Source organism: Bacillus sp. FJAT-45350 (assembly GCF_002335805.1).
GTDB lineage: Bacteria > Bacillota > Bacilli > Bacillales > NISU01 > FJAT-45350.
The window spans coordinates 895,552-908,068 of sequence record NZ_NISU01000001.1 but is presented as its reverse complement, the minus strand read 5'-3'; the positions used below and the strand labels follow the sequence as shown (position 1 = coordinate 908,068).

At 35.6% G+C, this 12,517-nt stretch carries 16 protein-coding genes; 5 read left to right on the top strand and 11 right to left on the bottom strand.

The features are described 5' to 3' along the window. Positions 1-96: 96 nt before the first annotated feature. The 5 genes from CD003_RS04580 to CD003_RS04560 all read right to left on the bottom strand — a co-directional run bounded on the left by CD003_RS04580 (position 97) and on the right by CD003_RS04560 (position 3,373). A complete protein-coding gene (locus CD003_RS04580) occupies positions 97-183 on the bottom strand; it encodes a YjcZ family sporulation protein (protein WP_096199700.1) in 87 nt (28 codons plus the stop codon). Positions 184-727: 544 nt separating this feature from the next. Continuing rightward, positions 728-1,420: a DUF554 domain-containing protein gene (locus CD003_RS04575; protein ID WP_096199699.1), complete on the bottom strand. Its 693-nt coding sequence runs from the start codon at positions 1,418-1,420 to the stop codon at positions 728-730. A 182-nt stretch (positions 1,421-1,602) separates the two neighbouring features. Further along, a complete protein-coding gene (locus tag CD003_RS04570; RefSeq protein ID WP_096199698.1) occupies positions 1,603-2,322 on the bottom strand; it encodes a YebC/PmpR family DNA-binding transcriptional regulator in 720 nt (239 codons plus the stop codon). 173 nt (positions 2,323-2,495) lie between these two features. Further along, positions 2,496-3,077 (bottom strand): hypothetical protein, encoded by a 582-nt coding sequence (locus tag CD003_RS04565; RefSeq protein WP_096199697.1) that lies wholly within the window; start codon positions 3,075-3,077, stop codon positions 2,496-2,498. 92 nt (positions 3,078-3,169) lie between these two features. Further along, positions 3,170-3,373, bottom strand: a complete 204-nt coding sequence (locus CD003_RS04560) for a hypothetical protein (RefSeq protein WP_096199696.1) — start codon at positions 3,371-3,373, stop codon at positions 3,170-3,172. Between the two features lie 145 nt (positions 3,374-3,518). On the opposite strand from CD003_RS04560, the gene CD003_RS04555 reads away from it, so the two are divergent. The 3 genes from CD003_RS04555 to CD003_RS04545 all read left to right on the top strand — a co-directional run bounded on the left by CD003_RS04555 (position 3,519) and on the right by CD003_RS04545 (position 5,774). Next, positions 3,519-4,565, top strand: a complete 1,047-nt coding sequence (locus CD003_RS04555; protein WP_096199695.1) for an AAA family ATPase — start codon at positions 3,519-3,521, stop codon at positions 4,563-4,565. Continuing rightward, positions 4,558-5,106, top strand: a complete 549-nt coding sequence (locus CD003_RS04550; protein ID WP_096199694.1) for a DUF6661 family protein — start codon at positions 4,558-4,560, stop codon at positions 5,104-5,106. The genes CD003_RS04555 and CD003_RS04550 overlap by 8 nt, the downstream gene beginning before the upstream one ends. 113 nt (positions 5,107-5,219) lie before the next feature. After that, entirely contained in the window at positions 5,220-5,774 is a 555-nt protein-coding gene (locus CD003_RS04545; RefSeq protein ID WP_179295429.1) for a YpiB family protein, read from the top strand. A gap of 92 nt (positions 5,775-5,866) precedes the next feature. On the opposite strand, the gene CD003_RS04540 is transcribed toward CD003_RS04545, so the two are convergent. From CD003_RS04540 to CD003_RS04525, 4 genes are all read right to left on the bottom strand, one after another. Beyond that, the gene (locus CD003_RS04540) at positions 5,867-6,529 is read right to left on the bottom strand and encodes a GNAT family N-acetyltransferase (protein WP_096199692.1); all 663 of its coding nucleotides are present in this window, start codon (positions 6,527-6,529) and stop codon (positions 5,867-5,869) included. Between the two features lie 44 nt (positions 6,530-6,573). Further along, on the bottom strand, positions 6,574-6,774 hold the full coding sequence (locus CD003_RS04535) for a DUF6501 family protein (RefSeq protein ID WP_096199691.1): 201 nt from the start codon (positions 6,772-6,774) through the stop codon (positions 6,574-6,576). 54 nt (positions 6,775-6,828) lie between these two features. Then, positions 6,829-7,770, bottom strand: a complete 942-nt coding sequence (locus CD003_RS04530; protein ID WP_096199690.1) for a hypothetical protein — start codon at positions 7,768-7,770, stop codon at positions 6,829-6,831. 138 nt (positions 7,771-7,908) lie between these two features. Continuing rightward, positions 7,909-8,442 (bottom strand): D-glycero-alpha-D-manno-heptose-1,7-bisphosphate 7-phosphatase, encoded by a 534-nt coding sequence (locus tag CD003_RS04525; RefSeq protein WP_096199689.1) that lies wholly within the window; start codon positions 8,440-8,442, stop codon positions 7,909-7,911. Positions 8,443-8,640: 198 nt separating this feature from the next. On the opposite strand from CD003_RS04525, the gene CD003_RS04520 reads away from it, so the two are divergent. Then, on the top strand, positions 8,641-9,828 hold the full coding sequence (locus CD003_RS04520) for a class I SAM-dependent rRNA methyltransferase (protein ID WP_096199688.1): 1,188 nt from the start codon (positions 8,641-8,643) through the stop codon (positions 9,826-9,828). Between the two features lie 192 nt (positions 9,829-10,020). On the opposite strand, the gene CD003_RS04515 is transcribed toward CD003_RS04520, so the two are convergent. Both CD003_RS04515 and CD003_RS04510 read right to left on the bottom strand, forming a co-directional pair. Next, positions 10,021-10,890, bottom strand: coding sequence for a hypothetical protein (locus CD003_RS04515; protein WP_096199687.1), 870 nt, complete (start codon positions 10,888-10,890; stop codon positions 10,021-10,023). A gap of 244 nt (positions 10,891-11,134) precedes the next feature. Next, entirely contained in the window at positions 11,135-11,920 is a 786-nt protein-coding gene (locus tag CD003_RS04510) for a DUF169 domain-containing protein (protein ID WP_306453939.1), read from the bottom strand. 165 nt (positions 11,921-12,085) lie between these two features. On the opposite strand from CD003_RS04510, the gene CD003_RS04505 reads away from it, so the two are divergent. Next, positions 12,086-12,316 (top strand): hypothetical protein, encoded by a 231-nt coding sequence (locus CD003_RS04505; protein ID WP_096199686.1) that lies wholly within the window; start codon positions 12,086-12,088, stop codon positions 12,314-12,316. The last annotated feature ends 201 nt before the right edge of the window (positions 12,317-12,517 follow it).

Here is a 12,517-nt window from a genome sequence, read left to right as displayed (position 1 = left end):
ACATTGCTTTCATTCAAGTGCTCTTCAACGTGGCCTAGAGTGTATTCTAAAATCTCTGCCCCTACTAATTTAGTAGGGACAGTCCATTTAGTTTATTTACACACCAACATAAGATGTGCCAACAATAATTAATAAAATAAACAACACTACGATTAAAGAGAATCCTCCTGCATAACCTGCCATTTAGAACACTCCTTCATTTGATATTTCAGCTTACAAGATATACTCTATGCAAAAGGAGTAATAGTGTTCAGGCTAATGTCTAAGTAGAAAAAGCCATATTATTTAACTATCTATCTGTGAAAATGCCCCTTATAATTAAATTGATTGTAAAGAATAAAGGACTAAAAACATTTTAATAAAGCGAGTGTGTGTAAATGAAACGTATTTCACTTTCAGATTAGCCCTACTAATAGGGATAAGTCTGTTTTCTGTTATGTGGTTTTTGGAAGAAAAAAAAGAACTCAATATTGTCGTACTTGATAAAACTGTTCCTGGTTTGATATTATAGAAGCAAAAAATACCGAAGAAGTCCTAGCAAACTATCAATGGGATTTAACTGAAAGCGGAAAGAGTCATCTAGATACATACGGTATTTACACATCAATAATAACAGCACAAAATCTGCATAGTAGAATTTGTTCACAAAGAAAAAGGATAGGAAAGTAGTATTTATCTCTAGTAAATTAACAAAATCCGTTTATACATCAAGCTTTCTCCACCATTATTACATGAAAATTCCGAACAATACTGCGACAAAAATAGCAGGTAGCATGTTGCCGACATGGACTTTCATTAATCCCATGACATTGCATCCTATCCCCATCAGCAAGATTCCTCCAACGGTAGAAATAGCTAGGGTGATATCGTTCATCAAATTGGGGTCAATATATAAACTGACAACGTACGCCAACACTGTTAATGAGCCTTGGTATAGAAATACAGGAATTGCGGAGAAAATGACTCCAATTCCAAAGGTTGAAGTGAAAATGATAGATGCAACACCATCCATCGCCGCTTTAAAATAGAGTATTTCATGGTTGTTATGCATCCCACTATCAATCGAGCCCAGTATAGACAGCACTCCAGTACAAAAGACTAATGTTGCACTGACAAAGCCCGTGACAATGTTCCCTTTGAATTTTTTGCCCATTTTCTTTTCCATCCACTTGCCAGCTTGCTGTAATCGATCTTCAATTCCTATGTAATCACCAATAGTAACACCTATAATTAAACTTATAATAAGAATTAAAACATTTTCCGTTTGCAAAGCTAGGCTTAACCCCGTCATGATGACAGCCAGCCCAATCACTTGCATGATAGATGTTTTAAGTCTTTCACTAATATTCCTAAAAAGGCGCCCCAGTAAGGACCCTATTATAATAGTAAAAACATTTACTACCGTTCCCCATATAATCATATTAAATTTCCCACTCCAACCAAAGTATTTAATTATTCTAACTATCGAAAGATTCAATCACCTCTAACCATACTTTCTTTCTCTTCAAAACAGAAAAGACAGTATTGAAGTCGAACCTCTCTACTGTCTATCTATTCTCTATTTTTCTGATTATATCAGCTAAGCATATCACTCAATTTAGCTTATTCACCTAAATCTACATTGTGATACACTTGTCTCACATCTTCTAAGTCTTCTAAAGCCTCAATCAACTTCTCAAATTGGACTTGTGCATCTTCTGGAAGTGCTAGTTCATTTTGTGCAAGCATTGTAAGCTCTGCCACAGTAAATTCAGTTATACCTACATTTTTGAATGCCTCTTGTACTGCATGGAATTGGTCTGGCTCAGCATACACGATGACAGATTCACCCTCTTCAAAAATGTCACGTACATCTAAATCTGCTTCCATTAAAATTTCTAACACATCGTCTGCCGTTTTCCCTTCGATTCCTAAAACCGCAGTAGCATCAAACATGTAAGCAACAGAACCACTAACACCCATGTTCCCGCCGTTTTTACCAAAAGCTGCACGAACATCAGATGCAGTACGGTTTACGTTATTTGTTAACGTATCGACAATAACCATCGAGCCATTCGGTCCGAAGCCTTCGTAACGAAGCTCATCATAGTTTTCCTCTGCTCCACCTTTTGCTTTTTCAATCGCACGATCAATAATTGCTTTTGGTACATTATACGTCTTTGCACGCTCTAGAACGACACGTAACGACTGATTCGATTCAGGATCAGGCTCTCCTTGTTTTGCTGCTACATAAATCTCACGACCAAACTTTGCATAAATACGACTAGTATTCGCATCCTTTGACGCTTTCTTTTCTTTAATATTATTCCACTTACGACCCATTACGTACCACTCTCTTTCAACTTAGGTTCTACACTAAAATATTATACAACAAAGTGAGGAAAAATTGGTAAGTTGTTAATTCTTAATTGTTAATGGCTAATTGTTAATTACCAAAGGAATTTATGCTTTTACATTGATCATTAAACACTAACCATTGACCATTATCCATTGCTCTATATGTCAAAACTATGGTCATTTCTTACTTTTAACAAGCGTGTAAACCAATCATCCTCTGTATTAAATTCTAAAAAGCGATTAAAATGATAAAACTCTCTTCTATCTGGTCTAGACATTCGGTCTACACCAATTCTTTCAGCTTGTTCATTTAACGTCCCAAACAATACCGCTTGATTTATCGCAAGCTTTTTTAAGGATGGGGTGATTTGTTGTATCATTTCATCTTCATTATGTATACCAGATTCAATAATCACTCTAGTAAAATCCTCAATTTCACGATACAAATTATGATATTTTCCGATAGACCTAGTTAGCTCAGTCTGTAATTCTTCTTTATTATCTCCCTCTTCTGAATCCTCTTCATCGCCTTCAAGCTGGTACACACTGTATAGACCAAGAAACCTTTCGTATCTATCATCAAATTCTTCAGTCTTTCGTAGCACTCTATCAAACATCACTTGGATTTCTAATCTGTTTGCTTTCTTCTTAAGTTTTTCAATTTCGCTATTTGCCTTAAAATCATTTTTAATATTATAAGCTATGCTAATCATTGCTAATAAAATCGCTACAAAGACCATCTCACTACCTCTATTTCTGAAATTTTTCAAACCTAGGAAACCTTTACCTAATTTTATTATACAGAAATTGAGCATTTTCGACACAGTTAGTTTTACTTAGATTTTGTTTCTTGTTCATTTTTATCTTTAGGGATGATATTATAAATCACTTTTTGTAGTAGAGGGGTACTAATGATAATAGCTAGTAATATGAAAAAGTTATTAGACTCTAGAAACGTCATATATAAATACATAGAAATAAAGAGAAAGCTTCCTGAAGCACCAATAGACAATAGATTTCTGTCTTTACTATTCAAATCTAGTTCACCTCCATACTTTACTAAATCTATCTTTTATCATACCTTATTTAGTACATTCTATCTCTAGAAAATCTGCAATTCTTCTGTTTTATCGATAAGAATTATATAATAATGTAATGAGTAAATTAGGGGGAAGATTTTCATGGACAATACAAATCCTATCTATATAAAGCAAGCTAATTTTACTGGGTTCAGTCAATTCAAAGAGTTAAAGATAGACTTTTCAAGACATATAAATGTAATTAGTGGTGAAACAGGAGTAGGAAAGACTCATCTAATGAAAGCTCTGTATAGTATTGGCAAAAGCTACAACGAACAACACTCTACACCAAATGTATCACCGACTGACAAACTAGCTAACAAACTAACTGGTGTATTTCAGGCTGATAGTATTAGTAACCTGATAAATAAAGAGCACCAAAAAGCAACGATTGACATGATGATGGATGATTTCACAACAATCTCTTGTAGCTTCTCTAAAAATTCAAGGGACGGGATTTCAATTACACACTCAATTAATCCTATGGATATTCCAGCTTTCACATACGTGCCAATTAAAGAAATTATCTCTGCTTCTACTACATTTGCTCGTTTATATGAAGAGTACGATCTTCCTTTTGAAGAAACGTATCTAGACTTGAGTATTCTACTGGCTAAGGAATATGAGGTAGTGAACAGTAATACAACACCTCTCTTCAAAATGATTGAAGACGTGATTGAAGGAAAACCGATTATAAAAAACGATAAGTATTACTTACTTACTAATGATGGAAATGAGATTACAATGGGGTTAGTTGCTGAAGGGTTTCGTAAGCTCGCAACTTTAATGCGACTATTAGAAAATGGTAGTTTATCCTCTCGCACCATTTTATTTTGGGATGAACCAGAAGCAAACCTTAACCCAAAAATGATTCCTTTTGTAAAGACAATTCTCCTCTCTCTAGCAAAAATGGGCGTACAAATTTTTATTACAACACATAGTTATTTCTTTCAACAAGAGCTTTCACTATTTTGCGAGTATGAGAATTGCGAGAATTTAGATATCCAATTTATTACCCTATTTAAAAATCACAAGACAGGTATTCTTGAACATGAAACGCAAGATACAGCAACTGAATTAGAACACAATCCAATTCAAGAGGAATTTGAGCAGCTCATTAACAAGGAGAATGATTTGTTCTATGACTAATTCCTTTATCGAATCCAGACTATTGTTTGAATTTGCTGACCATGTAGATGTCATTAGCTTTGATGATACAACCTTTTACAACAAACATTATAAGCAACTTCGTCACTCAAAGGGTGTTGACTTTATTGCTTATGACAGAAATAAGAAAGTGCTCTATTTCATCGAAGTAAAAAATTTCTATGGCTTTGAACGTGCTTTTAAAAAAAGGATGCGGATTGATAATGAAAATAGTCTTTCCATCGAAATACCGTTAAAAGTTAGAGATACAGTTGCAGGATTGGCAGGGGCATCAAAGATTAAGGAAGGCAAAGAAATAAGTAATTTCTTTCCATTGTTTGCTGATAAAGACGTACAAATTAGGGTCATACTCTTTCTAGAAGGACGTTTTAGCCATGAGGCTAAGCTTTTTAAAGCGATTATGGACAGAATGAAAAAGAATATGAAGTGGCTAACGACAAAAGTGATGGTTGAAAATGTTGAGACGAGTCGTTCTTCTCTTTATAAAGTCAAAAGACTATATAAAACAAACCTTATAGATTAAAGAGAAAATTAAAAAACTATGTTAGATTTCTTATCATTCAGAAGCATTTCAATTGGAGCTCCCCTATTCTCATGATAAACTTAAGAAAATGCACAGTTTTGGTTGGTGATGGAATGAAAAATTGGGTATCTACAAGCCAAAAGAAGAGCTTCATTAAATGGTTTCTCGACAATCATCGTTTAAAACGTACAGAAGCTCGTTATCTATTAGAATACTTAGTAAAAAGTCATCACATCTTAGAAAATCTTAAATTCACAGACGAAGTACTAAAAGATAAAACGACAGTCGTCATATCAAGTACGAGTTCCGACCAGATCGGCTTTATGTTTTATAAAAGCAACCGAAAATCAGAGGATGTTTCTAGAGCTATTGGGGAAATAATGTCAAACCCTTCAGACGATCTTTATATTGTCTTCCATTTTTATGGACGACATATGAATAACAGATACTTATCATTGTTCGAAGACCCATTGATTGAAAACATTAGGCGCTACAATCTAACAGAGAAATATTCAAAGGTCGCCGAGAGTAAATTAGAAGAATCTCTTGAAGCTAACAAGGGCGAACGATTAAAGAGGCAGATTGATAGAGCTCTTGACGAGAAAGATGAAGCCCTTTTTAAAAGTTTAGTAGCTGAATTAAGAGCCTATGAAGAGCAACAATTCTAGTAAAAAGAGGGTGTGACAAAAGGTCCGTTTTTGACCTTTTGTCACACCCTCTTTATTTATGGAATACTTACCTTAAAGCCCTTTTGCATAGGTTATTTAAATGGATTTTTCCATTCCATTAATAGACCATAATTTAGAGATTCTTCATCATCTAAATAGTTCTTGATTAACGTATGGGGTGTTCTACCGGACTTAAGTAAAAATGAGATAACTGGGTCTTTTAGCTCTCCATTAATTACCTTTTCTATATAAGCTTCTGGTGATAGCTCATCGGCTTTCTTGTGATATCCCGGCATTCGTCCCCCACCTAATAGTCGATCTAAATTTAAGTGGACCACAACTTCATACATCGCTTGCATTAATACTTTTCCAAGCTGCAGCTCGCGAAAAGACGGCCTTACACAAATATCAACGACATAGAGTGTGTTTCCTTTAGGATTATGAGTGCGGATATAACCGTTGTCGGTTATTTCTTCCCACGTATGATTCGGTTCATTTTCGTTAAAGGAAACACATAAGCATGTCATCGAGCCCGCGAGTACACCATCAATCTCAACACAAAGAGCCCCATCTTGAAACAACTTTATATGATTCGTCAACTGCTCTTCATTCCACCAAAGCTCTGAAGGAAACGGGGGTGGAAAACTTTCCTTTTGTATGTTTATTAATTCTGCTATGTCGATTTTCGTGTAATTTCTTACGGTCGCTTTTTTCACTTCACCTTGACCGTATAAATATAACTCTTTTTTGTACAATAGAGGCACCTCCGACAAGCATTCATTATTACACGCTCGACAGCTTACCCTTCGAAGTATTCTTTATAGAAGCCCCCGACTTTTCCTGAGTTATCAATAACAAAATAGAATTCTTCTGTTTCGTTTTGCAAATCATACATTTTTCCTTCTGTTAACACATTGTTCACCATGTATTTTTTTGCATTTGTATGTGTGCACTTTACCTGTCTAATAGTTTCACTTGTTTGCCATGTATTATGTATCATCTTGTTCTCTCCTCTTTCTTTTTGTACAAATATCATATCATATTGTACTACAAGTTAGTTAATTTCCTCTACCATTCTTATCCTTGCTTGTTTCGTACTTTCTAGTTTCTCCTCAAACTGACTTTTCTGTTCCTTGAGCTGATTTAATAGTGGCGTGATCTTTCTTTTTGTTTCATTTGCTTGGCTAAGTGAATCTGATATTTTCCCATGAACGACCCAGTCTACAATTAATCCATCGAAAAAGTAATCTGCAAAGGTTAAAAAATTCCCTATTTCAATATCTACATGAAAATGTCTTTTTATATCCTGAAGCTCTGTCTGAAAATGGCGTAACCTCATTTGAGCGCGGTGTATTTGTTCTTTTGCATCATCTAAATGGCTATGCTTTATCGCTGTTGAAATTAATCCCCCACCAATCATATCCCAAGTTGCCCATCCTTGTGCACTTTGTAAAGACTTAATTGCTTGATTTAATGCTTCTTCGGCCATATTCCCTGCAGCAATCGCTTCTTTGTATTCTTTCAATGACGACGTAAGTTCAGCTTCTTCATCAGATAAAACATACAATTCTTCACTCCAGAGTGATCTCGCATCATGTACTAACCTTTCTTTTTCAGCAAGAATTTCTTTATATTCTTCATGAGCACCCTTTACAGACTGTAAGTTCATATCTAATTCACGGATTTCCTTTTGTAAATCCTCTACCGTTTTCTTCGCCTCATCATATTTTAGCTCAGCCGCTAGTAATTCCTGTTGCTCCTTATCTAACTTTTCTAGCTTACGTCCTGTAATCGTATAAAATAGATTAGTTAGCGACACACGTTCTAATCGCTCAACATCTGCTTTTTCTTTTTTCAATTGTTCATAAAGAGTACTAGCTTTCTGTTGTTCCTCTCTCAGATATCGTTCTGCCTCATCAAGATGCTCCTGCCACTTTCTCTTCTTCCACTGCTTTTCTTTAACAATTTCAATTTGTTTATTTAATTCCGAATACACTCCTCATCACCTCTACCTTTATATACGACAAAAATGATGGATAGTTTCAATAAAATTACTTGGCATTTATTTTATTGTTAATGATTAAAACCTCTTCCTCATGATATAAAAGTTTCATTAACCATTAATCATTAACAATTAACAACTTTCCTTAAAAATTGATTTTGCTGCTTCAAGTAAACTAGGAAATGCTTTATCTGCTCCGTATGATGTTTTTTCATCCCCTATAAAAATTGTTTCCTTCACCCCTGCTTTTTTTCCTGCTTCTATATCTGGCTCACGATCGCCGACCATATAACTTTTTGACAAGTCTATTTGATGTTTTTCCGCTAAATTAAGTAACATTTGTGCTTCCGGCTTACGACAAGCACAGCCTGCATGAGGATTATGAGGACAATAAGCAACATCATCAATACGCCCTCCCTCATTACGAATGTCTTCTATCATTTTTTCATGGACCTTTTGAAGAGTATGCTCCTTCATAAAACCCAGACCTACTCCACCTTGATTTGTTACGACAAACACTTTATAACCAGCCTCATTTATTACTTTTACCGCTTCTCCTACCCCTTCTAATAAATACAAGTCCTTTGGTTTATTTACAAACTTTACCCTCGAAGAAAGTACCTCATTTATAACTCCATCCCTATCTAAAAAGACCGCCTTGTTCATCAAAATCCTCCTTTCCGCAACTACCTTTATATTATGTCCATACCCAACAAATCAATAAAACCAAAATTATATATGTTTTGAACTTACAATTCATAACCCATAACTCATAACTCAAAATTCCCAACACCATTGCTATCCCCCTGTTATTTTTGTATGATATAAGCCGTATACATACAAATTTAAAACGGAGTTGAGAATGTGGCAAAAGTCATTTTACAGCGTAAACGAAAGAAACGATTAGAATTAGGACATCCTTGGGTATTTCAGAGCGAAGTAGCAGATATTCAAGGAGAGTTTGAACCTGGAGATATAGTTGACGTTTATAATCATCAGCATCACTTTTTAGGTAAAGGTTATATTAACCCAAACTCTCAAATGATCGTCCGAATTCTTTCATATAATGAAGAGGAACAAATTGATGAGGCTTTTTTCAAAAGACGTATTGAACAAGCATGGGCACATAGACAGCGCTTTATTCCAGATGTACGCTCATGCCGCGCCATCTACGGAGAATCTGATTTCCTTCCTGGATTTATAGTTGATAAATATGAAGATGTTCTCGTTGTCCAAATTCTTTCTCTTGGGATTGAGCTACGTAAAGAGTGGTTACTGAGCGGATTACTTGAAGTATTTAATCCTAAAGCAGTCTTCTTACGTAATGACGTTTATGTACGTGAGCTTGAAGGACTTACACAAGAAAAAGGCTTTTGGTACGGTGAATCAGAAACAGAAATTGAAATAGAAGAAAATGGCGTGAAATACATTGTTGATATTAAAGACGGGCAAAAAACAGGCTTTTTCTTTGACCAACGCCAAAACCGAGCTGCAATCAAACCGTTAATTGATGAAAACTCAACGGTTCTTGACTGTTTTACTCATACAGGTTCTTTTGCCTTAAATGCTTGTTTATACGGGGCAAAGGATGTAACTGCAGTAGATATTTCTGAGCATGCAATAGAAACAACAAAGCGAAATGCGGAGCTCAATGAAGTTACTGGTAAAATGAACTATGTAGTTGCAAACGCATTTGACTTTCTACGCGATTCAGTAAAAGAAGAAAAAAAATGGGATGTTGTCATTGTTGATCCCCCGGCATTTGCAAAATCTCGCCACGCAGTAAAAAAAGCGTTAGGTGGGTATAAAGATATTAACCTAAATGGTATGAAACTAGTGAAAGATGGAGGCTTTTTCGTTACAGCTAGCTGCTCTTTCCATGTACATGGAGACATGTTCCAAGAAATGGTTAAAAAAGCAGCACTTGATGCAGGAAAAGTACTACGCCAAATTTACTGGGACGGAGCAGGTTATGACCACCCAGAGCTATTAGCTGCTGAAGAAGGCGACTACTTAAAATTCGCTATTTATGAAGTACATTCGAGAAATTGAGCTACTCACCTCTGTTTCTAAACTGAGGCTTGGATATAAATAAATGACCAACTCTAAAAACGAATAAATTTATGTTAGTAAGTGCTTTAACAGAAGAAAATCCGAACTAATTCAAAATTCTAATCGTAGAATGATGAATTGTAGTTCGGATTTTTTCTTTGGCTAAAATACTTTTGTCCCGGCCTCTATAGCTTACCTGAATTCCACTGTGACATTTCCGAAATTATTTATCCACTTACGAATTGTTTCTGGAATGTTTTCCTTTGAGTTGTCTACATTCGTATAGTAATAGACTTCATCATCCACTAATGCCGCCGCCCAAAATTCATTATCATGATTAAACATAATAATAGCTTCCATAATAGAGAATAAGCCTCTCACTCCACCCAAATACACTTCTGCTCCAACACGGTCTAAATCTTCGCCTGATTGAATCAATTGTAAACGGTCAGTGAATAAGACATAATCATCTCCTACAAGTTCACGAAAATGTTCATCTTGCTCTTTCGTTTTGAATATATCAAACTCAACTAATGAATCTTCTTTCTTTTCGTCTACTTCTCGTACATATTCACCATCAAAATAAACACCCATTCCGCCGTAGTACAAGCAAGACTCGTTAGCTTCAATCTGAATTCCATCATCTATAGGTTCAAAAACGAGCTCACAACCTTCACCATCATAATAAAAGCCGAAGCCATTTATAAATCTAGCGTCTCCCCATATATCTCCCATATTAGCACCATTCACTGCATGTAATTTAAATGAAAAACCTGAATCGCTAACATCGGATATTGAAAGCGTCCCTTCATGGAACGAAGAATAACGAATTCGTTGCCCTTCCCACATAAACTCTTCATCTATCAGTTCATCTAATTCTTCTTTTACTTCTGGTTCAACTTCTACTTCTGGCTTATCCTGTTCTATCTCTTCCTCTTCCTCGAAAAACTCTTCAACCGGAGCTTCTTTAGGTTCTGATGAAGATGTCTCCTCTGTTAAGTCACCTTCATTCGCACAACCAACTAATAGTAAAAAACACAATAAGTATAAAACCTTCTTCACCGAATACACCCCCTTAAGATATAATATGGGACCTGAATCTATATTAGGTCTAAATGAAATGAAAAATTTAATTTGTTACTCGAAGTATATATTATATCATTTTTTTACAGTTTGGAGCCATTTTTCCTCTTAGATATAAAATCGGAGCTCATAAAGAAAGCGTTGAAAAAGAGTGATTCTCACTTTTTCAACGCTCTGCTCATAGAGTAAATTCCCTATTAGTTCCTTATTGTCTAAAAAACTATTAGTCAAACATTTGGTTTAATTTTTCATAGGTTGCTGGGTATTCGGCTTCATAGCGTAAGTAGGTTGGTACAGGATATCGCACCCCACCTTTGTGTGTTCCTTTTAATCCAGCAATGAAATCTTCAATCATCGATGCAGGAAAGGCAAATGCCATTTCATGGTCATGGGTTTGTCCAAAAACACGATCACCGTAGCATGGTAATATCACCTGTGGTTTATTCGATTGAATTGTTTTAATTACTATATCAGCACAATCAGCCCTAGAGGTGAAGGTAGAAGTTAATTCTCCTCCTGTATGATAAAGAGCCGCAGCGACCATCCTCATCACTTGTGCAGAATTTCCATAAGTAACGATTACTTCGGGTTGAAAGTTTGTCCTTGTAAGAGGTGCCACTAGAATTGTCCCCGCTTCTTCCTTTGAAAATTTCGGAACTGCTGCTTCTGTTTTCTCCCCTAGTTCACATGTCTTTGTATACATACCATCGGCCAAATTCCCTGACTTATAAAAGTCAACTTCCCCTTCAAAAGCAAAGGCAATTTTGGCAATTGGACAGGACTGGTCCTCTGCCCCCATAGCTAATGCCCATCCGTATCGTCTTGACATCGATACAGCCTGACAAATACTAAATCGCACACCTAAATCTCTATAAGGTCTTTTTACTCTTTCAGGTAATTCCTCCCCATCCTTCATCACACGAATTGCCAAGGGAAATGTATCAGTTCGAACATATTGATTGAGCGATTGCTCAAGTTCTGTCATTAAGTCAGTCACATTCTTATTCAACGTTATCCCTCCATTTTCATTTTATTAGTTTAAATATTCTGTAAACTCATTAGAAATCCCTTCTAGAAATCTAGCTTTACTTCATGTCCCTTTATATTGAACATTTACAACAGATCATTGTATGATAGACAAATAGTAAAAATGTTAATAATTGATGGTGATCTTATGGAACTTGTAAAATGTATAAGAAATGTAAAAAAGACATTAGAAGATGACTTTATTGAAGTATTTCCTCCGGTGTACTTATTTATTGAAGGTAACATCTATCCTGTATTTCAAGACAGTGATAAACAATGGCTTACTACTGACGAGGAAGGACAACCTCACTTAATAGCAGAATCGACCAATGACCTTTCAGATGACTTCTGGTTTCAATACCATTTTGTAGTATTATAGGCTGTCTAGAAAGGTACAAATCCACCTTTTTAGACAGCCTATAAGCAATGTGCGAAGTTGCTACCTATTTTGAAAGTCCTACTATGAGTGGTTTTCTCATCGTAGGACGAGTAGCGAACGAAGCCATTGCCCATTCATTTGCTATTGTTGGAACAACCTATATTTCATCTTCTTTTCTCGTTGAAAAACGGTAAGGTAGCA

What these genes read in the sequence shown, in the direction of transcription:
- CD003_RS04570 (WP_096199698.1), bottom strand. Translation starts at nt 2,322, where the DNA reads ATGGGTCGTAAGTGGAATAATATTAAAGAAAAGAAAGCGTCAAAGGAT.
- CD003_RS04565 (WP_096199697.1), bottom strand. Translation starts at nt 3,077, where the DNA reads ATGGTCTTTGTAGCGATTTTATTAGCAATGATTAGCATAGCTTATAAT.
- CD003_RS04575 (WP_096199699.1), bottom strand. Translation starts at nt 1,420, where the DNA reads ATGATTATATGGGGAACGGTAGTAAATGTTTTTACTATTATAATAGGG.
- CD003_RS04535 (WP_096199691.1), bottom strand. Translation starts at nt 6,774, where the DNA reads ATGATACATAATACATGGCAAACAAGTGAAACTATTAGACAGGTAAAG.
- CD003_RS04545 (WP_179295429.1), top strand. Translation starts at nt 5,220, where the DNA reads ATGAAAAATTGGGTATCTACAAGCCAAAAGAAGAGCTTCATTAAATGG.
- CD003_RS04555 (WP_096199695.1), top strand. Translation starts at nt 3,519, where the DNA reads ATGGACAATACAAATCCTATCTATATAAAGCAAGCTAATTTTACTGGG.
- CD003_RS04505 (WP_096199686.1), top strand. Translation starts at nt 12,086, where the DNA reads ATGGAACTTGTAAAATGTATAAGAAATGTAAAAAAGACATTAGAAGAT.
- CD003_RS04580 (WP_096199700.1), bottom strand. Translation starts at nt 183, where the DNA reads ATGGCAGGTTATGCAGGAGGATTCTCTTTAATCGTAGTGTTGTTTATT.
- CD003_RS04550 (WP_096199694.1), top strand. Translation starts at nt 4,558, where the DNA reads ATGACTAATTCCTTTATCGAATCCAGACTATTGTTTGAATTTGCTGAC.
- CD003_RS04525 (WP_096199689.1), bottom strand. Translation starts at nt 8,442, where the DNA reads ATGAACAAGGCGGTCTTTTTAGATAGGGATGGAGTTATAAATGAGGTA.